Origin of the sequence: Mycolicibacterium sp. lyk4-40-TYG-92 (assembly GCF_030209435.1) — a bacterium.
GTDB lineage: Bacteria > Actinomycetota > Actinomycetes > Mycobacteriales > Mycobacteriaceae > Mycobacterium.
In genome coordinates this window covers 1-24,951 of the sequence record NZ_JARVRX010000021.1, presented here as the reverse complement: position 1 = coordinate 24,951, position 24,951 = coordinate 1, and the positions used below count along the sequence as shown (strand labels likewise).

23 protein-coding genes are annotated in these 24,951 nt (G+C 66.6%); 12 read left to right on the top strand and 11 right to left on the bottom strand.

Going from position 1 to position 24,951, the window contains the following annotated elements; translation table 11 throughout:
• Positions 1–11: 11 nt before the first annotated feature.
• From QRN63_RS26165 to QRN63_RS26150, 4 genes are all read right to left on the bottom strand, one after another.
• Entirely contained in the window at positions 12–383 is a 372-nt protein-coding gene (locus QRN63_RS26165; RefSeq protein ID WP_285033775.1) for a response regulator, read from the bottom strand.
• Positions 384–424: 41 nt separating this feature from the next.
• A complete protein-coding gene (locus QRN63_RS26160; RefSeq protein ID WP_285033774.1) occupies positions 425–1,447 on the bottom strand; it encodes an ATP-binding protein in 1,023 nt (340 codons plus the stop codon).
• A 111-nt stretch (positions 1,448–1,558) separates the two neighbouring features.
• The gene (locus tag QRN63_RS26155) at positions 1,559–1,750 is read right to left on the bottom strand and encodes a hypothetical protein (protein WP_285033773.1); all 192 of its coding nucleotides are present in this window, start codon (positions 1,748–1,750) and stop codon (positions 1,559–1,561) included.
• 58 nt (positions 1,751–1,808) lie between these two features.
• Positions 1,809–2,042, bottom strand: a complete 234-nt coding sequence (locus QRN63_RS26150; RefSeq protein ID WP_267317717.1) for a hypothetical protein — start codon at positions 2,040–2,042, stop codon at positions 1,809–1,811.
• A 271-nt stretch (positions 2,043–2,313) separates the two neighbouring features.
• On the opposite strand from QRN63_RS26150, the gene QRN63_RS26145 reads away from it, so the two are divergent.
• From QRN63_RS26145 to QRN63_RS26125, 5 genes are all read left to right on the top strand, one after another.
• Positions 2,314–2,985 (top strand): response regulator, encoded by a 672-nt coding sequence (locus QRN63_RS26145; protein ID WP_267317716.1) that lies wholly within the window; start codon positions 2,314–2,316, stop codon positions 2,983–2,985.
• 589 nt (positions 2,986–3,574) lie between these two features.
• Positions 3,575–5,377 (top strand): N-acetylglutaminylglutamine amidotransferase, encoded by a 1,803-nt coding sequence (locus tag QRN63_RS26140; RefSeq protein WP_285033771.1) that lies wholly within the window; start codon positions 3,575–3,577, stop codon positions 5,375–5,377.
• Positions 5,374–7,095, top strand: coding sequence for an N-acetylglutaminylglutamine synthetase (gene ngg / locus QRN63_RS26135; RefSeq protein ID WP_267317714.1), 1,722 nt, complete (start codon positions 5,374–5,376; stop codon positions 7,093–7,095). Before QRN63_RS26140 ends, ngg begins: the two co-directional genes overlap by 4 nt.
• A 10-nt stretch (positions 7,096–7,105) precedes the next feature.
• Positions 7,106–8,368, top strand: coding sequence for an osmoprotectant NAGGN system M42 family peptidase (locus QRN63_RS26130; RefSeq protein ID WP_267317713.1), 1,263 nt, complete (start codon positions 7,106–7,108; stop codon positions 8,366–8,368).
• Positions 8,369–8,455: 87 nt separating this feature from the next.
• The gene (locus QRN63_RS26125; RefSeq protein ID WP_267317712.1) at positions 8,456–8,839 is read left to right on the top strand and encodes a hemerythrin domain-containing protein; all 384 of its coding nucleotides are present in this window, start codon (positions 8,456–8,458) and stop codon (positions 8,837–8,839) included.
• On the opposite strand, the gene QRN63_RS26120 is transcribed toward QRN63_RS26125, so the two are convergent.
• Both QRN63_RS26120 and QRN63_RS26115 read right to left on the bottom strand, forming a co-directional pair.
• Complete coding sequence (locus QRN63_RS26120) at positions 8,840–9,565, bottom strand: cutinase family protein (RefSeq protein ID WP_285033770.1); 726 nt, start codon at positions 9,563–9,565, stop codon at positions 8,840–8,842.
• Positions 9,566–9,686: 121 nt separating this feature from the next.
• A complete protein-coding gene (locus QRN63_RS26115; protein ID WP_267317710.1) occupies positions 9,687–9,953 on the bottom strand; it encodes a metallothionein in 267 nt (88 codons plus the stop codon).
• Positions 9,954–10,386: 433 nt separating this feature from the next.
• Here QRN63_RS26115 and QRN63_RS26110 point away from each other — a divergent pair, with 433 nt between their 5' ends.
• Positions 10,387–11,181: a SigB/SigF/SigG family RNA polymerase sigma factor gene (locus QRN63_RS26110; RefSeq protein ID WP_285033768.1), complete on the top strand. Its 795-nt coding sequence runs from the start codon at positions 10,387–10,389 to the stop codon at positions 11,179–11,181.
• A gap of 117 nt (positions 11,182–11,298) precedes the next feature.
• On the opposite strand, the gene QRN63_RS26105 is transcribed toward QRN63_RS26110, so the two are convergent.
• The gene (locus tag QRN63_RS26105; protein WP_267317708.1) at positions 11,299–11,664 is read right to left on the bottom strand and encodes a PE-PGRS family protein; all 366 of its coding nucleotides are present in this window, start codon (positions 11,662–11,664) and stop codon (positions 11,299–11,301) included.
• Between the two features lie 298 nt (positions 11,665–11,962).
• Here QRN63_RS26105 and QRN63_RS26100 point away from each other — a divergent pair, with 298 nt between their 5' ends.
• Positions 11,963–12,382 carry a hypothetical protein gene (locus tag QRN63_RS26100; RefSeq protein WP_285033767.1) on the top strand — a complete coding sequence of 140 codons (420 nt, stop codon included), beginning with the start codon at positions 11,963–11,965 and terminating at the stop codon, positions 12,380–12,382.
• 34 nt (positions 12,383–12,416) lie between these two features.
• Positions 12,417–12,845 (top strand): VOC family protein, encoded by a 429-nt coding sequence (locus tag QRN63_RS26095; RefSeq protein ID WP_285033766.1) that lies wholly within the window; start codon positions 12,417–12,419, stop codon positions 12,843–12,845.
• Positions 12,846–12,852: 7 nt separating this feature from the next.
• Here QRN63_RS26095 and QRN63_RS26090 read toward each other — a convergent pair whose 3' ends face one another.
• Together QRN63_RS26090 and QRN63_RS26085 are read right to left on the bottom strand one after the other, a co-directional pair.
• Positions 12,853–14,811 carry a YhgE/Pip domain-containing protein gene (locus QRN63_RS26090; protein ID WP_267317705.1) on the bottom strand — a complete coding sequence of 653 codons (1,959 nt, stop codon included), beginning with the start codon at positions 14,809–14,811 and terminating at the stop codon, positions 12,853–12,855.
• A gap of 2 nt (positions 14,812–14,813) precedes the next feature.
• Positions 14,814–15,506 carry a hypothetical protein gene (locus QRN63_RS26085; protein WP_267317704.1) on the bottom strand — a complete coding sequence of 231 codons (693 nt, stop codon included), beginning with the start codon at positions 15,504–15,506 and terminating at the stop codon, positions 14,814–14,816.
• A gap of 265 nt (positions 15,507–15,771) precedes the next feature.
• On the opposite strand from QRN63_RS26085, the gene QRN63_RS26080 reads away from it, so the two are divergent.
• A complete protein-coding gene (locus tag QRN63_RS26080; RefSeq protein WP_267317703.1) occupies positions 15,772–17,058 on the top strand; it encodes a lipase family protein in 1,287 nt (428 codons plus the stop codon).
• 9 nt (positions 17,059–17,067) lie between these two features.
• Here QRN63_RS26080 and QRN63_RS26075 read toward each other — a convergent pair whose 3' ends face one another.
• A complete protein-coding gene (locus QRN63_RS26075; protein WP_285033764.1) occupies positions 17,068–18,237 on the bottom strand; it encodes a GGDEF domain-containing protein in 1,170 nt (389 codons plus the stop codon).
• A gap of 113 nt (positions 18,238–18,350) precedes the next feature.
• Here QRN63_RS26075 and QRN63_RS26070 point away from each other — a divergent pair, with 113 nt between their 5' ends.
• Complete coding sequence (locus QRN63_RS26070; protein WP_285033763.1) at positions 18,351–20,792, top strand: Tex family protein; 2,442 nt, start codon at positions 18,351–18,353, stop codon at positions 20,790–20,792.
• Between the two features lie 63 nt (positions 20,793–20,855).
• Entirely contained in the window at positions 20,856–23,231 is a 2,376-nt protein-coding gene (locus tag QRN63_RS26065; protein ID WP_285033761.1) for an ATP-binding cassette domain-containing protein, read from the top strand.
• A gap of 65 nt (positions 23,232–23,296) precedes the next feature.
• Here QRN63_RS26065 and QRN63_RS26060 read toward each other — a convergent pair whose 3' ends face one another.
• Entirely contained in the window at positions 23,297–23,845 is a 549-nt protein-coding gene (locus tag QRN63_RS26060) for a peptidoglycan endopeptidase (RefSeq protein ID WP_267317699.1), read from the bottom strand.
• A 351-nt stretch (positions 23,846–24,196) separates the two neighbouring features.
• On the opposite strand from QRN63_RS26060, the gene QRN63_RS26055 reads away from it, so the two are divergent.
• Positions 24,197–24,658 carry an SRPBCC family protein gene (locus QRN63_RS26055; RefSeq protein WP_285033759.1) on the top strand — a complete coding sequence of 154 codons (462 nt, stop codon included), beginning with the start codon at positions 24,197–24,199 and terminating at the stop codon, positions 24,656–24,658.
• The last annotated feature ends 293 nt before the right edge of the window (positions 24,659–24,951 follow it).

Here is a 24,951-nt window from a genome sequence, read left to right as displayed (position 1 = left end):
GTAGCGCCCCGTCAGGCGATGAGCGCGCGGATCGCGTCGCCCGACAGATCGAGCTTCGGCAGAAATCGCGGAGTCGAGTCCGCGGTGGTCAGATCCGTGAGGGGCAGTTCGGTGAACGTCGAGGTGAGGATGGCGGTGACGCCGGCGGTTCCGGTGTGGGCGTCCAACTGCTCAATGAGGTCGAAACCGCTTTCCTCGCCGAGGTGCACATCCACCAGCGCGATGTCCGGTTGCAGGCGTTCGACGGCGTGGATGCCATCGGCCACCGACTTCGCCGTGCCGACGACATCGATGCCGCCCTGCTGCAGGAGCGCCGTCGCAGCGGTCAGGTATTCGGTGTTGTCGTCGACGATGACGCATCGCAACGACTCGCGGTTCGTCATGTATTACATTGTCGCGCAATGACGCTGTCAGGTCATTCCTGCTAGCCGGTATCTGTGCCTGCGGTGAGGGTGTCGTCGGCCAGCGGCATCTCGGCAATCAGCGTGGTGCCGGCACCGACGGTGCTCGATACACGGAGCGTGCCGCCGAGAGCGGCCACGCGGTCCTCGAGGCCGAGCAAGCCACTGCCGGCATCGAGTGACGCGCCGCCGACACCGTCGTCGGCGACCGAGATGCGCAACGACGTGGCGTCGGTACCGACGGTCACGGTCACCGCGGAGGCCTGGGCGTGCTTGGCGGCGTTGGTGAGCGCTTCCGCGACGGTGTAGTACGCGGCGATCTCGACAGCCTGCGGTAGGCGCACCGGAACGTCGACGTGGACGTCGACCGGCAGCGGGGCCCGCCTGCCCAGATCGCGCAGCGCCGGCCGCAGCCCACCGCGGGACAGGATCGCCGGATGAACGCCGTGCGCGAGCTCGCGCAGCTCGTCGCTGGCGGTGCGCAATCCGTCGCCGATACCGGCGAGGCGGGACTGGAGTTCGGCGGGGTCCTCCGGAATCGCCATCTGGAGTGTGCGCACCTGGAGGGCGAGGGTGACGAGGCGCTGCTGGGCGCCGTCGTGCAGGTCGCGTTCGATGCCGCGGCGGGCATTGTCGGCGGCGGTGACGATGCGGGCGCGCGACGCGACGAGCTCGGCCCGCGCGGCGTCGGCCTCCTGCCAGCCCTGGTGCGCGTCGCGGGCACGCTTACGCAGTTGCCAGCCAAGGACATTCGCGATTCCGGCGATGGGCAGGAACACCGACAGGGTGAGAATGTCGATCGGTTTGAGCGGCAGGAGCGGGCCGCCGTCCAGATGCATCTGCAGATAGGCGACGGCACTGGCGACAGTGGTGAGCAGCGACAGGCCCAGGCCCCAGCCCGCGCTCATGATCAACACCCCGAACATGAAGACGATGGCATAGGTGCTGTGCGGCGGCGGGTCCCGCAGTAGCCGCACCACCCCCACCTCGGCAGCGATCAGTCCGGTGGCAACCAGCAGCCCGACGTACCACGGCGGGGTGGACACAGCCGGATTCCATCGTCTCGGATTCATCCGCCGCCTCCCGCCTGGTCACGTGGTTCAGTCAAGGACCCTAACCGTGGTCAGGACGGTGTCGGCGGCGAGTGCGGCGAAGCGTCAGAACGACTCGTCGACGTGGCCCGCCGGCGCGTCCGAGCGGTGCTCGCCGTTGTGGTACTGGCTGTAGGTATCGGTGCCGTAAGGGACGGTCGGGTTGGTGTCTGCGGCGGCGACGGGTGCCACCACGAGTGCCCCGCCGACCGCGGCGATGGACAGCCAGACGGTGATGCGCTTGAGGGGGTTCTTCATGATCGGGGCTCGCTTTCGGTCGGTCGGTCAGTGGGGTGGGCGGGGGGTCGGGATGGGGTCAGTGGTTGTGGAACAGCAGGAAGCCGTAGTCGCCGCCGAACGGCTGCTGCAGCTGGCCGGCTTCCTGGGCTGCCGGGCCCGGGGTTGCCACGATCTGGGCGTTGCCGTTGCTCTGTGTGACGGAGGATCCGGTGGGCAGGGTGGCGGCTGCCGCGGTCGGGGCGGCGATGATGGCCAGGGCCGCCGCCGCGGTCGCGGCCAGCGGGATGATCCGGGTGCGGGTGATGTGCATTGTCCTCTACCAGCTTTCGTTGTTCCGATGTCTTCGGTTGGCCGTGTCCGGCTGTTCTTCAGAGTGCTCCCGAAAGCCGTCGGCGTCGCCGCTGCCAGCCCCCAATTGGGGGGTAGGGCTAGCTGCAATACCGGGCCCTTGCCAGCGGGTCGGGGGCTGATTCACAGGACGGCGAGCGACACCGGACGGTGGCCAGGCAAGATGAACGCAATGAGCGGCCCGTCCGGCGTTTGACGGCACGGCCGCCGGAGTCGAGACGAACAGGACATACGTGGACGCAGTTGGTGCCCGGGAAGGGACGCGTGTCGTCGTCGCCGACGACGACGTGCTGCTTCGGGAAGGTGTGGCGAGCCTGCTGACCGGCGCGGGTTTCACCGTCGTCGGGCGGGCCGGCGACAGCGGCGAGCTGCTGAGCCTGGTCCGGGAGACGACCCCCGACCTGGTGGTTACCGATATCCGGATGCCGCCGACGCACACGACCGAGGGCCTGGACGCCGCCAAGGTGATCCGCGGCGAGTTGCCGAACGTCGCCATCCTGGTGCTGTCGGCGCACGTCGACGTCGAACATGCGATGGAACTGCTCAGCGGCGGTCAGCGCATCGGCTACCTGCTCAAGAGCCGCGTCATCGACGTGACCGATTTCCTCGACACGCTGCACCGCATCACTGGCGGCGCGGCGGTGGTCGACCCGGCCCTCGTACAGGAACTGTTCGCGGCCCAGCGCCGGGAGGACCCACTGGCGGTGTTGACCGAACGCGAGCACGAGGTGCTGGCCCTGATGGCGGAGGGCCGGTCGAACGCCGGTATCGCACATCAGCTCTGGGTGACCGAAGGCACCGTCGAGAAGCACGTGCGCAGCATTCTCAGCAAGCTGAACCTGCCTGACACCGGTGAAGATCACCGCCGGGTGCTGGCGGTCATCACCTTCCTGGATTCGCGCTGACCTGCGGGCGGGACAGGCCGCCCAGCGTCCAGATGGTCACGTAGGCCAACCCGACCGGGTGCCCGCGATTCGGGCGAATTTTGCGGTTCGAGGTTTCGTCCGTCCAGCAGCGGGTACGTGAACTGCCAAGGGCAGCGCCTGCCCTGAGCTGATCGAGCGAAGCCATGGAGGGGAGCAGTCCTTGACGGACGCGAGCGACAACTCAATACGGTCGATTCGACGTGTCGCGGCGATCGGTGTCGAGGCGCCGACGGCAGCGGGCGCCTTGTGCGTGGTCCGCGCGTCATACCACTGTCCAATGGGGTAGTGGCACAGACATTTTGACGAGGTTAGTCGGCTACCGCGCAAGGCGGTAGCCGGCTAACCGGACCCCGCGTGACGAAATCGATTGGAAATCAACAGGAAACTCCAGATGATGCTGGCGGAGCGCGGTCTGTGGAGCGGGTACTTTCGTGGCCGTCAATCGGGTCGCTGACAGCTCAGCGAGCAAATATATTGCAGCAGAACAAATTTGAATCATCAGAACGTCTACGGTGAACATCGGGTACGGTGGAGCCGGAGACGTCCACCAAGGGAGCTGACTTCCACCATGTGCGGCATTGCCGGCGAAATCGCCTGGGGCCGTGGTGCTGATCTGGCGGCGGTTGCTGCCATGACCGACCGCATGGCACCGCGGGGCCCGGACAGTAGCGGATTGTGGGTGCGGGACGGGGTGGCGTTGGGCCACCGGCGTCTGGCCATCATCGATCTGTCCAGTCACGGACATCAACCCATGCACGATCCGGAACTCGGCCTCACCGTCGTCTTCAATGGGTGTATCTACAACTATCCTCAACTGCGCCAAGAACTTTCGAGCAAGGGCTACCGCTTCTTCTCGCACAGCGACACCGAGGTGGTGCTGAAGGGATACCAGGAGTGGGGCGAGCGCGTCGTCGAGCACCTGTACGGGATGTTCGCCTTCGCGGTCGCGGAGATCGAGTCGGGCCGGGTGCTGCTCGCACGCGACCGCCTCGGGGTCAAGCCCCTGTATTGGTGTGAGGCCGCCGGGGGAGCACTGCGCTTCGCGTCGTCGTTACCGGCCCTGGTCGCTGGGGGCGGCGTCGACACCGACCTCGATCCTGTTGCACTGCAACACTATCTGAGCTTCCATTCGGTTGTGCCCGCGCCGCGTACCATCCTGCGCGGCGTCCAGAAACTGCCGCCGGGCACCGTCATGCGCATCGAACGCGACGGCAAGCGCACGGAAACGACCTACTGGGAACCGGTTTTCGAGCGGTCGGTCGAGCGGACCGACTGGACCGAGAACGACTGGCGGGACGCGGTGCTGGCGGCATTGCGCACCGCGGTCGAACGTCGGCTGGTGGCCGACGTGCCGGTGGGCTGTCTGCTGTCCGGTGGCCTGGACTCCAGCTTGATCGTCGGCCTGCTCGCCGAGGCCGGCCAGCACGGCCTTGCCACCTTCTCCATCGGATTCGAATCCGCCGGTGGTGAGGAAGGCGACGAGTTCAAGTACTCGGACATCATCGCCCGCCATTTCGATACCGACCACCACCAGATCCGGATCGACTCGTCGCGCATGCTGCCCGCGCTCTCGGGTGCCATCGAAGCCATGAGCGAGCCCATGATGAGCCACGACTGTGTGGCGTTCTATCTGTTGTCGCAAGAGGTCAGCCAGCACGTGAAGGTCGTGCAGTCCGGCCAGGGCGCCGACGAGATCTTCGCCGGCTATCACTGGTACCCACCGATGGCGAAGGCCGCCGACAACGATCCGGCCGACGCCCTGCAGCAGTACCGCGCAGCGTTCTTCGACCGCAGTCACGACGCGGTCAACCGCCTACTGCAGCCGCAATGGCGGCTCGAGCACGATTCCGCGGGCGCGTTCGCGCTGCAGAACTTCACGCATCCCGGGGCCGCCACCGCAACCGACCGGGCACTGCGGCTCGACACCACCGTCATGCTCGTCGACGACCCGGTCAAACGCGTCGACAACATGACGATGGCCTGGGGTCTGGAGGGGCGCGTGCCGTTCCTCGACCACGAACTCGTCGAGCTCGCGGCGACGTGTCCGCCGGAACTCAAGACCGCGCAGGACGGTAAAGGTGTCCTGAAAGACGCTGCGCGCAAGGTCATTCCGGCCGACGTCATCGATCGGCCCAAGGGCTACTTCCCCGTGCCCGCGCTCAAGCATCTCGCCGGCCCCTACCTCGACCTGGTCCGCGACGCGCTGCACAGCCAGGCCGCACTCGACCGTGGTCTGTTCGCCCCCGACGCGGTCGCCGGGGTGCTCGAGGACCCCAACGGCAATCTCACGCCACTGCGGGGGAATCCGTTGTGGCAGATCGGATTGCTGGAACTCTGGCTCGCCACCCACGTCGACGGAGTAGCCCGATGACGACAACGCAGAACAGTGACATGGCAGAGGGTGTCATACAGGACATGGGTTGGGGCCGGCTGGTTTTCGGCCAGACGTTCCATAACCCCGACGAGTTCGGGACGGCGCTGCGGGAGGAGGGCAGCGGCCGCCGTGACATCGGGATGTATCTCGATGCCCCGCACGTCTTTGTCGCGCTGCACTCCCACGAATTCTTCATCGACCCGAGCTTCACCTATCGGCTCGACCTGACGAAGCCAATGCAGTACCGGCCGCCCGATGTCCCGGGATTGTCGGTCCGCCAAGTGAATTCGATCGAGGACTGCGTCGCGATCAACCACATTTACGTGCGGTGCCACATGGTGCCGGCCGACAGCGACCTCATGTGGACCAACAGTCAGACGGCGCCGCACGTGGTCTACCTGGTCGCCGTGGACGACGAGACCGGGCAGGTGGTCGGCACGGTCACCGGTATCGATCACCGCCAGCTGTTCGGGGACCGGGAGAACGGCTCCAGCCTGTGGTGCCTCGCGGTCGAGCCGACTGTCACCCGGCCCGGCACCGGCGGCCTGCTGGTGCGCTCGCTGATCGATGAATTCGTCCGCCGGGGACGGTCCCAGATGGACCTGTCGGTACTGCACGACAACGACGGCGCGATCGCGCTGTACGAGCGCATCGGCTTCACGCGCGTGCCCGCGGCACTGGGGATCAAACGCAAGAACGCCATCAACGAACCGCTGTTCGCCCCGGTCAGGCCGGAAGAACAACTGGGACAACTGAACCCGTACGCGCGGATCATCGCCGACGAGGCGATCCTGCGGGGCATAGCGGTCGACGTGCTCGACGCGCAGGGCGGCTACCTGCGGCTCACCCATGGCGGCACCAGCATCGTCACCCGCGAATCGCTGTCCGAACTGACCAGCGCGGTGGCGATGAGCCGGTGTGACGACAAGCGCGTCGCCCGCGCCGTCGTCGCGGCCGCAGGGATTCGGGTGCCGGAGGGCTGCACCGCGACCTTCACCGACGAAGACTGCCGGTTCCTGGAGAAAGTGGGGACAGCCGTCGTCAAACCGGCTCGGGGAGAACAGGGCGCCGGCATCACCGTCGGAGTCACCAATCCCGATGATCTGAACCGCGCCATCGGCCTCGCCATGCAGCACTGCCCCGACGTCCTCATCGAAGAGCGTTGCGAGGGTGAAGATTTGCGCATCGTCGTCATCGACGGCAAGGTGATCGCGGCGGCCATCCGCCGGCCACCCGAGGTGATCGGCACCGGCACCCACACCATCCGCCAGCTGATCGAGGCGCAGAGCCGGCGCCGGTCGGTGGCCACGCACGGGGAATCGGTGATCCCGTTGGACAGTGTCACCGAAGACACCGTGCGCAAGGCGGGCTGGCAGCTCGACGACGTCCTGCCCGCCAACCAACGCCTGATCGTGCGTCACACGGCGAACCTGCACACCGGTGGGACCATCCATGACGTCACCGACGAACTCAACCCGGTGCTGGCGAAAGTTGCGGTCGATGCGGCGGAGGCGATCGAGATTCCGGTGACCGGGATCGATCTGATCGTGCCGTCGGTGAGCGGCGAGGAGTACGTGTTCATCGAAGCCAACGAACGGCCGGGCCTGGCCAATCACGAGCCGCGGCCGACGGCGCAGGCGTTCATCGATCTGCTGTTCCCGCGCACCGCAGCCACGCCATGGGCCTGGCATCCCGACCCGATCGAGCAGCACTGACATTGGAGAAATGATGGCTGAGCCCGACGATGCCGAGAACGTACGGATGTCGCCGGACGACCGGGGCTGGATGGTCGACACCCTGCTGGCGCTGTTGCAGACGCCGAGCCCCTCGGGTCGCACCGATGCCGTGATGCAACTGATCGGCCAAACCCTGACCAAACTCGGCGTGCCGTTCACGCTGACCCGGCGCGGTGCACTCATCGCCGAACTGCCGGGCCGGTCGCAGACCACCGACCGCGCCATCGTGGTGCATGCCGACACCATCGGCTGCATGGTGCGCGAGCTCAAGGACAACGGCCGGCTGGCACTTGTGCCCGTCGGCACCTTCTCGGCGCGCTTCGCGACCGGCGCGCGGGTCCGCATCCTGCCCGACGACAACGACCGGTTCTTCACCGGAACCGTGATGCCGCTCAAGGCGAGTGGGCATGCATTCGGCGACGAGATCGATACGCAGCCGACCAGTTGGGACGACGTCGAGGTCCGCGTCGACCGCAGCGTGTCGACGCGCGCGGACCTCGAGCGCCTGGGCCTGAACGTGGGTGATTTCGTCGCGCTGGTCGCCAGCCCGGAGCTGACGGAAGACGGCTTCGTCGTCTCCCGGCACCTCGACGGTAAGGCCGGCGTGGCCATCGCGCTGACGCTGGCCAAGGTCATCGCCGAGCACAACATCGTGCTGCCGCACCGGACGACACTCATGGTGACGATCACCGAGGAGGTCGGTCACGGCGCCAGTCACGGCCTGCCGCCCGACGTCGCCGAACTGGTGTCGGTGGACAACGCGGTATGCGCGCCCGGCCAGCAGTCCGTCGAACACGGCGTCACCATCCCGATGGCCGACATGCACGGGCCGTTCGACTATTACCTGACCCGCAAGTTGTGCAAGCTGGCCCAGGAGAAGGGAATCACCTACGCCCGCGACATCTTTCGCTACTACCGGTCGGATGTCGCGGCGGCCATCGAAGCCGGCGCCGCCACTCGGGCAGCCCTCGTGGGATTCGGGCTCGACGGCAGTCATGGCTGGGAACGCACGCATCTCGATTCGCTCGAGGCGACGTATCTGCTGCTCTACAGCTGGCTGCAGACGCCACTGACGTTCGCGATGTGGGACGCGCAGCCGTTCGGCGATCTGGAACATTTCCCCGCCGAGCAGGCCGCGGCCAGCGAGCAGTGGGTGCCACTGTCGCGCGGCGACTTCGCCGACCCGGGCGCAGCGTCACAGGGGCACCACTGGCCACCCGAGGAGGGCAGCGCCGACGTCACCCCGGATTGATTCGTGCGCGATTGGCGGGTTTACACCGCCGCGGATTGGGTAGCAGAAGCGGGAACACCGGCCGGACAACCTCGAAGGGGGACCCTCATGAGACCTGCGTCGACGACCGCCCACGATGACGTCATCGACTACGTCAAGGCCCAGCACCTCACGACGCGCGAGCTCTTCAGCAAGACGCTGCACGCGGCCGACGTCGCCGCGCGCCGGGAGCACTTCGCGGAACTGCGCGCGGCGCTGACCGCACAGGAAGTGAGCGAGGAGCTGCTGGTGCACCCGAAGGTGCGCCGCGGCCGGGTGGTCGAGTCGCTACGCGACGAGACCGACGACACCAAGGAACTGCTGGATCACATGGCCGGGCTGGACCCGGCGTCAGCGGAATTCGAGACCGCGCTGACCGACTTGCGGCAGGCCACCGAAGACCACACCCAGCGCGTCGAGGCCGAGGAATTTCCGCTGCTGACCCGCCGCTGATCAGCGGGGCGCGGCCTGTTCGACACGGGTTTGCGCCGGGGCGCGGCCGAGCTTGCCCATGACGAATTGTGCTGCCTGGTCGGCCATTCCGTTGTCGGAGTACGCCATATGAGCGGCGTTGTCGCCGCCGGCCGTCGAGCACACCGGGTCATCGGCGATGCACAGATCGAGAGTCTTCGACACATAGCGTGAGCCGACGGTGATCGGGGGCGCACCGGTGTAGACCATCTGCAGGAATCCGGACGACGGCTTGCCGAACAGCACGACCGCCGCGACGTGGTCCGCGACGAATGCCGGCATCGGCCCGGTGATGCCCATCGGCAGGGTGACGCCGGCGGGGACGGCGTCCTCGGTGATGTATGCCGCCACCGCCGCGCCCTGGGAATACCCGCCCAGCACGATCTTGGTGGTCGGACACACGGATGCGGTGCTCTGGACCCTGTTGGTGGCGTCGACGACACCGTCGGCGGCAGTGGCGAAGTCGAGTGACGCCGGGTAGTCCACCGGAGCCACATCGACCGTTCGGCCCGCAGCCCGTGCGGTGAGCGCGTCGACGAAGGCCTGGCCGACCTTCCCGACGCCCGGCGGTTCCATGGTGCCGCGCGCGAACACCACTTGAATATCGGGGCAGGGCTGGGCCGGTGCGGGAACGCTTCCGGCCGGCGCGGCCAATATCAGGGCGGTCAGGGGCACCGCCGTGGCGATGCAACACGTGATGGTCTTCATGAGGGCATCCACCGATCCTCGGCTCACCGGTCGGATCGCACCGTTGCGGTCGACGAATACGGCGTAGTTACCCAGCGCGCGGAGGGTCTAAACCCCCGTGATTGATTACTCGCCGGACGGATCAGATCGGCCGGTCGCCGAACTGCCAGCGTTCGGCGTTTGCCGTCGGCGTGGCACCGTGGTCTCCGGCGTCGGCGCAGTGGTCGCAGCAGAACTGGCGACCGTCGATCCGCAACGCGTGGCCCAAGATTCGGCAGCCGCAGTGGTGACATGTCGGAGCCACCATGGTGGCCATACATTCAATGCAGTCGAAACTTGCGCTGCGCCCGTTCCAATTGACAGTGAACGAGTGATCGCAATCTGTTCCGCAGGTGATACATACCGCCATCGAAAAGAGCCGTTCCTGTCAAAGGGTTTCAACTTTTGTCAGTTGACACGCCGTGCATACCCGGGGCCGTTGCCGGCCAAACCTGTTCTGGCAGAAAAGTTTTTTGCCTCTGACCAGCCCTTATGGCTGGCCGGCGCGGCGTCGCGGTGGTGTCCCGAAGAGTTCGGCGGTATGGTCGATTGCAGCGTCAAGATGGCGCAGTTGCTTAGACCGAAGCGACGGCAGCTGAGAGCCACCGTCCGGTATGTGGCCGCGGTCCAGATCAGGGCGCGGCCGCAATGGAATGCCGTGTGTGGCGATCGGCGACGGCAGATTGCCGGTCCACCTGACTGGTGGAAACAACACGCAATGCGACGGCGCCGAGCCGATGCGCGGGGGCTGATTCTCCCGACGCGTGTTGTGGGCCTGGGGAAGGCATGTCATGTCAACTTCGTTGCTGGAGAAGCGTTTACCTGAAGGATCCCGTTACTCCGACGAGTATGCGGACGTGCCGGAATTGGTGGCGGAGCTGCGCACGTTGCCGGCTGAATCCCACGAATACGCGCGGCAGCGCGAACAGATCGTGTTGCGGTGCTGCCCGTTGGCGGACCGGCTGGCGCGCCATTTCGATGGCAGAGGAGAAAACCTCGACGATCTGATTCAGGTTGCACGGCTCGGCCTGATCCAGGCGATCAACCGTTTCGATCCGGACAACGGAGCGGGGTTCGTGGCGTTCGCCGTACCGACGATCATGGGGGAGTTGCGGCGCCATTTTCGCGATTACGGCTGGAAAGTCCACGTGCCGAGGAGCATTCGGGACATTCGTCAGCAAATCAAGGGCGTGACAACGGAATTGACGCAGCGGCTGGGCCGTACGCCGACCACCAGCGAACTGGCCGAGGCGCTGTCCGTTGCGCCGGAACAGATCATCGAAGGTCTGCTGGCCGCCAACGCTTACCAGCCGCAGTCGCTTGACATGTCGATCGTCGACAGCGAGGACAACCCGCAGTCGCTCGCCGACCTGCTCGGTGATGTCGATGACGCGTTCGAGCGGATCACCGATCGCGAATCGGTCAAACCGGTGCTGCAAGCCCTGCCGGTGCGCGAACAACGGATCCTCTACCTACGGTTCTTCGCGGCCAAGACGCAGCGCCAGATCGCGGACACCGTCGGCGTGTCGCAGATGCACGTCTCACGCATCCTCGAGCGGACACTGCGGGATATCCGCGAACAGGTTGCGCAGACCTGACAGCGTTCCGGCGTGGTTACGACGAGTCACCGCTCGATGCGCTGATGCGACAAGGACTTTCGTCCGAGTGCGCCAGTGCATCAAGCGTGTGCTCGCCTGAGCGGGAGTAACCGACGGCTATCCGTGCCCACTGCCGCAGCCCACACCGGGAATGCAGCCGCTACCGCCGGGGATGCCGCCCGGGCCGGCGTTCACGCCACCGGAACCGCAGGCCGTGCCCCATTGGGTGGGCACGCAGCCGGCACCTCCCGGACCGCCTCCGGGACCGCCGTTCACGCCACCGGAACCACACTGGCCATTGACACAGCCGCCACCGCCCGGGCCGGGGCCGGGATCATCGACGGGCTGCAGCGGGTAGCTGGTCAGCACCGGATGAGCGCCGACCGTGCTCGGCACGATATCGGCTGACACGAACGAGGCGGCCACGCCGGCCGATGCGAACGCTCCGGCCGCCAACAGGGGAATGATCTTGTTAGTGAACATAACTGGTTCATTGCCGGCTTGCGGCTCGGTCAAACATCGTCGTCGGCGGATTTGCGCAATCGATCGGCGACCGGAGCGGGCGGGCCGTGAAACTTGCATTGGCGATGCTGATTTAAATAGTGTGCCTGACAGGTGGCGGACGGCCTCGAGGAATGGTCGATCCAGGTCGCGCCGACGCGTTCACGACGATGTGAAAGGTTCTGCCATGCTGTCAACGTCCACGTGGTCGCCTGCTCATGCCGAGTGACCGCAGCTGGTTCGAGGCCTTCGGCCCGCTGGCCGCCTGGCCAGACCGCTGATGAGTACGCCGAGCGCGATCCAGATCGCCATCACCTTCGTCTGGTTGGGGATGGTGCTCGCCATCTCCTTCCTGGAGGCACCGCTCAAATTCCGCGCGCCGAACGTCACCCTGCAGATCGGCCTCGGCATCGGGCGCCTGGTGTTCCGGGCGCTGAACACCATCGAGTTGATGTTCGCCGTGGCAATTGTGCTGGCGGCCTTGGTGAACCGGCCGTCGGTGACTGTCATGGTCGCGTTCGTCGTGGCCGTGGGGGCGCTGGCTGTGCAGTTGGTCGCGGTGCGACCGCGACTGAACCGCCGCTCGGACGAGGTGCTGGCCGGACACGAAGGCCCGCGCTCCCGCGTGCATCACGCCTATGTGGTGCTGGAGGTGATCAAGGTCGTCGCACTTTTGGTCGCGGGCAGCTGTTTGCTCTGACGAGGATGTCGGAGGCGCTACGTAGCCTGGGCTCATGAAGCAGCAAGTGCACTTCTTCACCCTGGCCACAGTCGACCTCGATGCCACCCGGCAGTTCTACGGTGCGCTCGGCTGGACCCCGACACTCGATGTGCCGGGGGAGATCATCTTCTATCAGGCGGCCCCCGGCCAACTGCTCGGGTTCTTCCTGGCGGAGAAGTTCAACGAGGACCTTGCGCAGGCGGCCGACCACTCGCAGGTCAGCGGAATCACGTTGGCGCACAACGTCAACAGTCAGGACGAGGTGATCGAACTGGCGGCCGCCATGACCGCCGCGGGCGGCACCACGCTCAAGCCGCCGCAGTCTGGGCAGTTCGGTGGCGTGTTCCACGCGCACATCCAGGATCCGAATGGCGTGATCTGGGAGATCGCGCACAACCCGAACTGGCGCATCAACGCCGACGGCACCGTCAGCCTGGGCTAGCCAGTCACTACATCTTGATGGCCGGCAACAGCCTGATCAGGTTCCAGGTCCGGTTCCGGCGGGCGCACAGGCTCGAAATGCCCAGTGCGCCGAGCCAGATGCACACCAACACGATGATGGCCTGCCACAACCGGCCGTCGATACCGCCGAGGATCAGCTGGCGAAGTCCATTGACGCCGAACGTCATCGGATCGAACCTGTGCATGACCTGGAACGGTCTGGACGTCGTCTCGACCGGGTACATGCCGCCGGCGCTGACCATCTGCAACATCAGCAGAGCCATGATCAGCACACGTCCGACCGCCGGCCCGACCAGCGCGTTGATGGCCTGCGTCGCGGCGACGAACGCCAGCGAGATCAGCATCATGAATGCCAGCATCGCCACCGGATGCGCCACCTGCATACCGAGCGCGAATCGCACCACGCAGTACAGGATGATCGACTGTCCCAGCGCGAGCACCGCCGCGGGCAGGTAGCTCGCCAGTACCACCCGGATGGCCAGCACCTCGGCGGCGATCGGGCGGTTCTGCAAGGGCCGCAACACCATCCACAGCACCAGCGCGCCGAAGAACAGGGCCAGCGTCAGGAAGAACGGGGCCATGCCGGTCGCGAAGTTCGGGGCGCCGTTCTCATGCGAGGAATCCAGGTTCACCGGACCGCCGATGGTGTCGGCGATGGCCTGCTTCTGCTGCTCGGTCCACGTCGGCACCTGCTTGGCGCCGTCACCGAGCTTGGTGGCCAGCTCGTGGGAGCCGTCCTTGAGTTGGACGGTGCCGGACTTCAACTGGTGGGCTCCGTCATCGAGTTGCACGATGCCGCTTGACAATTGCGCGCTGCCGGCGGCCAACTGCTGGGCGCCGCTGCGCAGCTGGTTCAGCTTGTCGGTCAATTGCTGGCCGCTGCTCCCCACCTGATCGAGAGCGGTCCGGAGCGGGCTGCCGGGGGAGCGCAGGGTCTCGGTCATCGAGATCGCGGCATTGCGACCATCGGTGATCTGCTGGCGGATCTGTGGCGTGAACTGATGGCCGTTCAGCTGATCCTGGACACCGCGCAGGGTATTCACCGCACCGACCGACACCGGGTCCTGGTTCACCGAAAGTTGTTGGATCACCGAGCCGATCGCAGCCGCTGCCGTGTCCTGCGCGGTGGCCAGTGCGCCGGCCTGGTCGGCCGCCTGCTCCAGCGCCGTCGCGCTCTGCTGCAACTGCTCGGTGCTACCGCCCACCTGCGACAGGGCCTTGGTCACCTTCAGCAACGGATCGGTGGCTTGAGTGATGCCGCTGGACAGTTGCTTGTTGCCGGCCGCGAGTTTGGCCGCGCCGTTGCGCGCGTCGTCCAGGCCGCCGGCCAGCTTGCCCGCGCCGGTATCGACCTGAGCCGCGCCGTCGGCCAGCTTCTGCGCCCCGTCGGCGGCCTGCTTGATGCCGGCGCCGGACGAAACCACCACGGACAGAATCTGATTGACCGCCTGGCCGGAGATGCGAGTGGACACCGCGTTGAGCACCTGGCTGGTGGCCGTGCGGCCGATGGTGGAGGAGATGTAGTTGTTGGCGTCGTTGTATACCGCGATCAGCTGCGCCTTTTCGGGATTGCCCGTGACCGGTGAGGCGATGGCCTCGCTGAAGTTCTCCGGCAGCTCCAGCATGAAGTAGAACTTGCCGTGCTCGACGCCGTCGCGCGCCTCCTTGTCGCTCACCACATGCCAGTCGAGGCTGTGGTCCGCGGTCAGGCTTCTGGCGATCTCGTCGCCCGCGTTGACATGGACGCCTTCGACGACGGCGCCGCGGTCGGCATTCACCAGGGCCACCGGCATCTTGTTGACCTGGCCGAACGGATCCCAGAACGCCCAGAGGTACAGCGCGCCGTAGACCAGCGGCAGCAGCATCAGCACCACGATCGCCGCGCGCGTCATGCGGCTGCGGCCGAATCTCTTGATCTCCGAGCCGAATGCGAGTCCAGCAAGCATGGTCAGGCCTTTCCGGTGTGCATGCGGCGGTCGTGCAGAACGTGGTCGGGGGCGTCGTCACCCAGCGGGTTGGTCACCCCGACGACGACGGTGCGGTGTTCGGCGAGGGCGCCGAGCCGCTGCACGGCGAGTGCGCGGCGCTCGTTGTCGCGCACCTGCTCGAGGTCTCCGACGACCAGCACAGGCCGGTCGGACATCAGTGCCAGGGTGATACGCAGCAGGAAGAGTTCGAGATCGGACAGTCCGATGATGAATGTTTTCGGTGACAGCAGGGGAAGCTCGTCGCCGAAGACCGCTGCCATCTCCGGGACGTCCGACTGGACCGGGACCCAGGCCGGGAACGGCGACACCCAGCGGCGCTGCTCGGTGATCACCGTCTGCACCGTGACCATCTCTTCCAGGTCGTCGATGTCGGCGAACGCGGCGATGGCGCAGTGCTTCCGGATGCCGCGGGGCCCCGTCGCACCATTGACGGTGACGGTGCCCTTGGCCGGCTTGAGCCGGCCGGCGAGCGACAGCAACAACGTGTGCTGAGCCGGACCGCCCGGCATCTGGATGGCGTGGAAGCCCGGCCGCAGCTCCAGGTCGACATCAGAGAAGAGCGCGCCGTGTTCGCCGACAACAGCAAGCCCTTGCGCGGTGATCACCGGCGGGCTGTCCGTTGTGTCGGGGGCGGCCGTCGTCTCGTCGTCCATTGCTGCTCATCTCCGGGGTCGAAGTAACGATGGCCAGTAAATCAGCGCGCACGAGCAGAAACTCCGATAGCGGCGTTCTCGGAGGTGTGATGTCACGCGGGATCGGTGACGATATGCCGTGGCGGACACACGGAACTCGGGGCTCCGCGGGTCGCTTCCAGGTAATCTCTGTGCGACCCGTCACTCGACGTCCGTCAAGAATTCAATTCTTGATATCGAGCACTGACGATTTCGTGTACGAGAGTCTCATTGTTATTGTCCCGTTATGCATCGCTTCGGGGGCGTTCTGGCCGCATGTCTGCTCATTGGTTCATTGCTTGCGGGAATGCCCGCAGCCCATGCGGACGGCGACGAGCCGCAGTACGCCGAGTTCTACCTGCCCCCGGATCCGCTGCCCCCCGGCCGGCCCGGCGACCTGATCCGCACCGAACCGTCGCGCCTGGTGCTCGAACCGTCCGGCCAGCTCGGCGCCATCATGGCCACCGGGACGCGAATCATGTACCGCAGCACCGATGCCCGCGGAAATCCGGTCGCGGTCACCGGCACCTACTTCGAGCCGTACAACGACTGGCCGGGCAAGGGGCCGCGACCACTGATCAGCTATGCCGTGGGCACCCAGGGCCAGGGCAACCAGTGCGCGCCGTCGCGGCAGTTCAACCAGGGCATCCACTATTCGGGTGGCTGGGACATCATGGTCAACTACGAAGAAGCGTTCATCGCCACGATGGTGGCCCGCGGTTTCGCGATCGTGATGACCGACTACGAGGGCCTGGGCACTCCCGGGATGCACACGTACGTCAATCGCGTCGCCGAGGCCGCCGCGGTGCTCGACGCGGCGCGCGCCGCCAAGAAGCTCCCGGGCACCTCGCTCGATCCCGATGGGCCCGTTGCCTTCTGGGGCTACTCGCAAGGCGGTGGTGCCGCGGCATCGGCGGCCGAGCTGGCGTCGTCCTATGCGCCAGAACTGCACGTCGTCGGTACCTACGCCGGGGCTCCGGTGGCTGATCTCAAGGAGCTCTTCCCGTACACCGACGGCAGCGCGCTGGTCGGCGTGGTCGGCTACGCGCTCAACGGCGAGATCTACGCCTACCCCGAGTTCGCCGACCTGATCCGCTCCAAGCTCACCCAGCGCGGCAAGGACATGCTCGAGAGCGTCTCGCGACAGTGCGTCGCACAGACCATCGTCGACTTCATGTTCCGGCACCTGCAGCCGTACTTCACCGAGGACATCAACGTGCTGGTCGAAGAAGAGCCGTTCAAGACGCTGTTCGAGATGCAGAAGCTCGGCAAGTACAAGCCCAACGCCCCGGTACTCATCAACAGCAACCGGTACGACCCACTCGTGCCATGGACCGCCGCCAACCAGCTGGGCCGGGACTGGTGCGACAAGGGCGCCGACGTCGAGTTCCGCACCAATGAGGAGCCGCCGTTCCTCAACAAGCTGGTGATCAACCACGCCTTGCCGATGCTGGTCGATGGCGAGCCGGCGATGCAGTGGATCGCGGCACGGTTCAACGGCGAACCCACAGCGCCGAACTGCGGCACGTACTGAGCAGCAGGCTCAGTCGCGGCTCCGCGCCGCTGACGCGCGGATCACGCGGTCGCGTCCGCGGTTCTTCGCCTCGTACATCGCCACGTCCGCGCGGCGGATGGCCGAGCGCAACCCCGCCTTGTGCCCGAGCTGAGAGACCCCGATGCTCACCGTCCCCGCGAGGACAGCGTCGTTGTGGCTGAAGGTCGCGGCCGCGAACGCCACCCGGAGCCGGTCGGCGATGACCGCCGCCTGACTCTCGTCGACGCCCGGCAGCATCGCGCAGAATTCCTCGCCGCCGATCCGGGCCAACAGATCGCCGCTGCGCAGGTTCGACCGTGCCACGCATGCGAACTCGGTCAGCAGCCGGTCACCGGCCTCGTGCCCGAAGACGTCGTTGACGGCCTTGAATTCATCCAGATCCATCACGATGACCGAACACCGCAGCTGCCGTGCGACGCATTCCTCGGCCAGGCGCTGAGCCTGGATCAGGAAACCGGCGCGGTTCAGCGTGCTGGTGAGGGAGTCGAGCATGGCCGCGTCGGCCAACTGATCCTCGAGCCGTTCCCACCCCATCAGCGACAGGCACAGGTTGATGGCCATGACGGCGAAAGCGAAGAAGAGCATCGGCACCGACACGGCCGGGTTGGTCGTGGCGAACTGGACCGCGCCGGCGTCGAGATGGAGGCTGACCGAGCGCGCGACGGTCGCCGCGGCCGCAACGACATACAGGCCGATCAGGATGCGCCGCGACGCCAGACGCTCCACCCGCTGGGCTTTGATGCCGTCGACGACGCTCAGCGTGAAATACCCCGCCAGCACGAGAGCGGTGAGGGACACCCGGGCCGGGATACTGACGGTGAACGGCGGTATCAACTGGAATGCGGCCAGGACCGCCAGCGGTCCCGCAGCCATCACCCGGCCGCGGACCGGCAGGCCGTTGAAGGCGCACAGGCCACCCCAGATCAAGGACCAGCAGGCGATGATCAGGACGTTGGCCACTGTCACCGACAACACCTCGGGCACCAGCCCACGGGCACTCAGCAGGCCGGCGCCAAGGGCGCCCAAGAAGTTGCCCGCACCCCAGAGCTGGACCGCGGGGTGCCGCCGCTTACCGGCCCCCACCCAGACATGCAGCAACCCGAAGATCAGGGCGGTCATGGAGACGACCATCCACAGGGTGCGCACGTCGGGATTCATGTCGCGCTATCGGGTGTGCCCGGGGGCGTGCGGCATCGCGATCGGCTGAGGCATAGCGCAAACTTACTCGCCGCTGCCGACGACTGTCGGCAGCATTGGGTAGGGTCCAGCCCGTGAATTTGAGCGTCAAGTCTGTCGTCAAGTCCGTGAACGCCCGCCTGGCCGAAGAGTTGGCCGTCGCCGAAGGTCAGGTCGACGCCGCGGTACGGCTGCTGGACGAAGGCGCGACCGTCCCGTTCATCGCGCGGTACCGCAAGGAAGTCACCGGCAGCCTGGACGACGGTCAGCTCCGCACCCTCGAGGAGCGGCTCCGGTACCTGCGCGAACTGGATCAGCGACGCGACGTCGTGCTCGCCTCGATCGAAGAACAGGGCAAGCTGACCGACGACCTGAAGGCCGCGCTGCTGGCCGCCGACACGAAGTCCAGGGTCGAGGACATCTACCTGCCGTACAAGCCCAAGCGCCGCACCAAGGCCCAGATCGCCCGCGAGGCCGGCCTGGAGCCGCTGGCGGACCGGCTCCTGGCCGACCCGACGCTCAACCCCGATGAAGTCGCTGCCGAGTTCCTGGGTGAGGAGGTGGCCGACGTCGCCGCCGCGCTCGACGGGGCGCGCCACATCCTGGTGGAGCGCGTGTCCGAGGACGCCGAACTGGTCGGTGCGGTGCGCGAGAAGTTCTGGTCCGGCGGCACCCTGACCACCAAGCCGTGGTCGGAGGAGGCAGCGAAAAGCCCTGCCGCGCAGAAATTCCGCGATTACTTCGAGTACTCCGAGCCGCTGGAGGACATGCCGTCGCACCGCGTCCTCGCGGTGCTGCGCGGTGAGAAGGAAGAGGCGCTGTCGCTGAACTTCGACGGCGGCGACGAGACGCTGTACCAGGCCATGATCGCGCAGTCGCTGGGTGTGGACATGGGCGCCGGCGGCGCCGCCACGCCGTGGCTGACCGCGACGGTCGGATGGGCCTGGCGCACCAAGCTGATGTTCTCGGCCGCCGTGGACGCCCGGATCCGGCTGCGGCAGCGAGCCGAGGAAGACGCCGTCGCGGTGTTCGCCAAGAACCTCAAGGACCTGCTGCTGGCGGCGCCCGCCGGCACCCGCACCACGCTGGGCCTCGACCCCGGGTTCCGCACCGGTGTGAAGGTCGCCGTGGTGGACGGCACCGGCAAGGTCGTCGACACCTGCGCCATCTATCCGCATCAGCCGCAGAACAAGTGGAACGACGCCAAGGCGACACTGGCCGCGCTCGTTGCGCGGCACAACGTCGAGCTGATCGCCATCGGTAACGGCACCGCATCCCGCGAAACCGATGCGCTGGCAACCGAACTCATCGCTGACCTCAAGGCGGCGGGAGCGTCCGGCCCCAAGCGACTGCCGACGAAGGCGATGGTCAGCGAGGCCGGTGCCTCGGTGTACTCGGCGTCGGCCTACGCCGCCCACGAGCTGCCCGAGCTGGACGTCACGCTGCGCGGCGCGGTCTCGATCGCGCGTCGCCTGCAGGACCCGCTCGCCGAACTGGTCAAGATCGAGCCGAAGTCCATCGGTGTCGGGCAGTACCAGCACGACGTGACGCCCGGAACCCTGGCCCGCAGCCTGGACGCGGTGGTCGAGGACGCGGTGAACGCCGTCGGCGTCGACCTGAACACGGCCTCGGTGCCGCTGCTGGCCAAGGTCTCCGGCGTGACCGAATCGCTCGCCGAATCGATCGTGTCGTACCGCGACAAGACCGGACCATTCCGCAGCCGTAGCGGCCTGCTCGACGTTCCGCGCCTGGGCCCCAAGGCCTTTGAGCAGTGCGCCGGCTTCCTGCGCATCCGCGAAGGCGACGACCCGCTGGACGCCTCGGGTGTGCACCCCGAGGCCTACCCGGTGGTGCGTCGCATCCTGGACCGCGCCGGCGTGACCCTCGCCGAACTGATCGGTGACGAGCGCAAGCTCCGTGCGCTCAAGCCCGGCGACTTCGCCGACGACCGGTTCGGTATCCCCACCGTGACCGACATCCTGGGCGAGCTGGAGAAGCCGGGCCGCGACCCGCGCCCCGCCTTCTCCACCGCGACCTTCGCGGCTGGCGTCGAGAAGGTGTCCGACCTCAAGGTCGGCATGGTGCTGGAGGGCGTGGTGACGAACGTGGCCGCCTTCGGCGCGTTCGTGGACGTCGGTGTGCACCAGGACGGTTTGGTGCACGTGTCGGCGATGGCCGACCGCTTCGTCTCCGACCCGCACGAGGTGGTCAAGTCCGGCCAGGTAGTCAAGGTCAAGGTGCTCGAAGTCGATGTCGAGCGGCAGCGCATCGGGCTGAGCCTGCGGTTGAACGACGACCCGCAGCGCGCCCGCGACGGCAAGCGGCCCGAGCAGGCCAGCGGACCCCGACGCGACGGTGGCGGTCAGCCGCGCGGACGCGACGGCGGCAACCGCGCCGGTAACGGGGGCGGCCAGAGCCGCGGCAGCAGCCAGGATCGTGGACGTAATCCGCAGCGCGGCAACGGAGGTGGCCGCCGCGAGTCGGCGCCGTCGGGTTCGATGGCCGACGCGCTGCGCAAGGCGGGCTTCGGCAAGTAGAGGTTCGGGAACAGATCAGGAATCGAGAAGCGGCGCCGATCGGCGCGCGGTTAGCGTGTGGACATGCCCAGCAGAACGCATGCCGCTGACAGCCATGACCTAATCCGCGTCGTCGGTGCCCGGGAGAACAACCTCAAGGACATCAGCGTCGAGATCCCGAAACGGCGCCTCACGGTCTTCACCGGGGTGTCCGGTTCCGGCAAGAGCTCGCTGGTTTTCGACACCATCGCCGCGGAATCGCAGCGCCTGATCAACGAGACCTACAGCGCATTCGTCCAGGGCTTCATGCCGTCACAGGCCCGGCCCGATGTCGACGTGCTGGAGGGGCTGACCACGGCGATCATCGTCGACCAGAACCGGATCGGCTCCGACCCGCGCTCGACCGTCGGCACCGCCACTGATACCGGGGCACTGCTGCGCATCCTGTTCAGCCGGATCGGGGAGCCGAACATCGGTTCGCCGCAGGCCTTTTCGTTCAACGTCGCCTCGATCAGTGGGGCGGGTGCGGTGACGATGGAGCGCGCCGGACGCACCGTCAAGGAGCGGCGCGACTTCAACATCGTCGGCGGTATGTGTCTGCGGTGCGAGGGCCGTGGCGCGGTCAACGACATCGACCTCACCGCGCTGTACGACGACGGCAAGTCGATCAACGAAGGCGCCATCACGATCCCCGGCTTCAGCATGGACGGCTGGTACGGCCGAATCTTCAACGGCTGCGGCTTCTTCGACCCCGACAAGCCGATCAAGAAGTTCACCAAGAAGGAACTGGACGCCCTGCTGCACAAGGAGGCGACCAAGATCAAGGTCGACGGCGTCAACCTCACGTATCTGGGGCTGATCCCGCAGATCAAGAAGTCGTTCCTGAGCAAGGACGTCGAGGCGATGCAGCCCCACATCCGGGCGTTCGTCGACCGGGCGGTGACGTTCACGACGTGCCCCGAGTGCGAGGGTACCCGGCTGTCGGAGCTGGCGCGCTCGTCAAAGATCAAGGGCGTCAACATCGCTGAGGCCTGCGCCATGCAGATCACCGATCTGGCCGAGTGGGTCGGAGCGCTGGCCGACGACAAGCGCCTCGGCGCCGCCGTGGCGCCGCTGTTGGCGACCTTGCGACACACGCTCGATTCGTTCGTCGGGATCGGGCTGGGATATCTGTCCCTGGCGCGGCCCGCCGGGACCTTGTCCGGCGGAGAAGCGCAGCGGGTCAAGATGATTCGTCATCTCGGCTCGGCGCTGACCGACGTCACCTATGTGTTCGACGAGCCGACCATCGGGCTGCATCCGCACGACATCACCCGCATGAACGAACTGTTGATCCAGTTGCGGGACAAGGGAAACACCGTGCTGGTCGTCGAGCACAAGCCGGAAGTGATCGCCATCGCCGACCACGTGGTGGACCTCGGTCCCGACGCCGGCGCGGGTGGTGGTCAGGTGGTCTACGAAGGCACGGTGAAGGGGCTGCGCGGTAGCGGCAGCATCACCGGCCGGCACCTCGACGATCGCGCGGCCCTGAAGGAGTCGGTGCGAGAGGCCAACGGGGCGTTGGAGATTCGCGGCGCGAACACCAACAATCTGCAGGACGTCGACGTGGACATCCCACTCGGCGTGCTTGCTGTGATCACGGGTGTGGCGGGCTCGGGCAAGAGCTCCCTGATCGATGGTTCGGTGGCCGGGCGCGACGGTGTCGTCATCATCGATCAGGCCCCGATCCGGGGATCGCGACGCAGCAACCCGGCCACCTATACCGGACTGCTCGACCACGTCCGCAAGGCATTCGCGAAGGCCAATGACGTCAAACCCGCTCTGTTCAGCTCGAATTCGGAGGGCGCCTGCCCGGCGTGCAATGGCGCCGGGGTCATCTACACCGACCTGGGGGTGATGGCGACCGTCGAGTCCCGCTGTGAAGAGTGCGAAGGCCGGCGGTTCGGCGCCTCGGTGCTCGAATACACCCTCGGCGGGCAGAACATCGCCGAAGTGCTGGCCATGCCTGTCGCCGACGCGGAGCAGTTCTTCTCCGACGGTGACGCGAAAGTGCCGGCCGCCCAGAAAATCCTGGCTCGGATGGTGGACGTCGGACTGGGCTACCTGACGCTCGGACAGCCATTGACCACGCTGTCCGGCGGGGAGCGGCAACGTCTCAAGCTCGCCACGCAGATGGGGGAGAAGGGCGACGTCTACATCCTCGACGAGCCGACCACCGGCCTGCACCTGGCGGACGTCGAGCAACTGCTGGCGCTGTTGGACCGGATTGTCGACGGCGGCAAGTCCGTCATCGTCATCGAGCATCACCAGGCCGTCATGGCGCACGCCGACTGGATCGTCGACCTGGGTCCCGGCGCAGGTCACGACGGCGGCCGAGTGATCTTCGAGGGTTCTCCGGCGGACCTCGTCGCGGCCGGCAACACCCTGACCGGAACCCATCTGGCCGAGTACGTCAAATAGCAGTCAGGGCTGCGACCGCTGAGCGGTGGCAGCCCTGACTGTGAAACTGAGGGGTCGTCGAACGGTCAGGCGGGCATCTCCGGGCCCTCGGGGGCCGGTGCCGGGGCCTCGGGCGCAGGCGCGAAGTTGGCTGCCTCGATGATTTCCGGGGCCGGGAGGTCGGCCGGACCGGCGGGAGGCGCCAGCGGCGCGTCCAGCGGGCCGTCGAGAGGCAGATCGGCCGGGATGTCCTCACCCGGGGCCAGCGGCAGGTGCATGTGGTGGGTGAACTGGCGCTGGAAGGCGCCGCCGCCACCGATTCGGACGCCGCCGCCCTCACCGCTGGACACCGGGGTGCCGTCCGGCAGCGTCACGGCCGTGTGGCCGCCGTTCCAGCCGATGTTCAGGGCGCCGGGAGCGGTGCCGGGCAGGAAGCCACGGGCGCGCAGGGCAGCCTCTTCATTTCCGGTGTTGAACCGGTCGCCGTAGACGGGACGGCCGGTGGCCGCGTTGGCCACCCAGGAGGCCAGTCCGGAGCAGTCGGTGCCGCGCGCCGAGTCTCCACCGGAGACGTACGGCGTACCCGAAACCTGGTTGACCAAAGCCAACAGCGATGCGGTCGCAATAGCAAACATGACGACGAACGCTAGCAACGGAAAATCGAGAGCGTCAAAATTCTGTGTCCGCCATCACGTTTCACGAATCCTGTGGTGTGCGTTACATCGCAGCCTATTCGCATCATGTTGGGGCGGAAGCGATTTCGCGTATTCGCAGGTGAATGCGCAAAACATACTGCCATACACAGCTTTTGTGCAAATGCAAGGTCGTGAGGGTCGTTGCGAGGTCGTGACCAGCTAATTCCGAAACGGCTCGGCGAGACGTCTGCGCGGTTTCGGCGCCGATTTCTGGCGCCGGTCAGGCAGCTCATGCCGTCGATCCGGCGGGTTCGGGCTCACGATCTGAAACGGTCAAGTTACGGTGGGTCGATGTGGCTGTCGCGGTCCCGCTTCGAACTGAGGGAAGACGTGCCCGGGGCACCTGACGACGTCCGCACCTTCTATACAGATCTGGCGAACATGAAGCTGGTGCATCCACTCGTCGTGGCGGTGGACTGTCTGGCTGATCGGGAGGATGCGCAGGGTCGCCGTCGTGACTACCGGGTGCGGGATCGCATCCCACTCGGTCCGCTCAACGTGGCCGTGACCTATCGCGCCACGGTGCTGATCGAGCCCGGCGGCGTCGTGCACACCGAGGCGCGCCAATTTCCGTCAGTGCGGCTCAGTGGCACGGTCACCTTCGCGCCGCTCGGCGCCGGCACCACTGTCACCGAGGCGGTGGATATAGAAGCGCCCCGCCTGCTCATGGGATTTACGTCCGGGGAGGCGGAAAAAGCGCACGCGGCGATGCTGGCGGCGATTCGGGAGCGCTTTGAAGAAATGGCGAAGTGAGCGGGCTGGGCGGCGTCGCTGCTTGCCGCTGCCTGTGCCTCTGAAAAACTTTGGTCACTTTGATTCCACTGGTCACAGTAGGTAACTAGGGTCACATCCTAGACGGTTTCTTGTCGGTTGGTCGAACTATTGTTCGAATATGACCACCGACCGCGCCGCTGTCCTCACCGCCTACGCGGCGCTCGAGGACGCGGTCGCGGCGGTCAACAGCCTCGACTACACGGGACTACCCATCGAGGTCCTGTTGGCGTTGCAGTCGCGCCGCGAAACGTTGAGGTGTGCGGGCGAGGCGG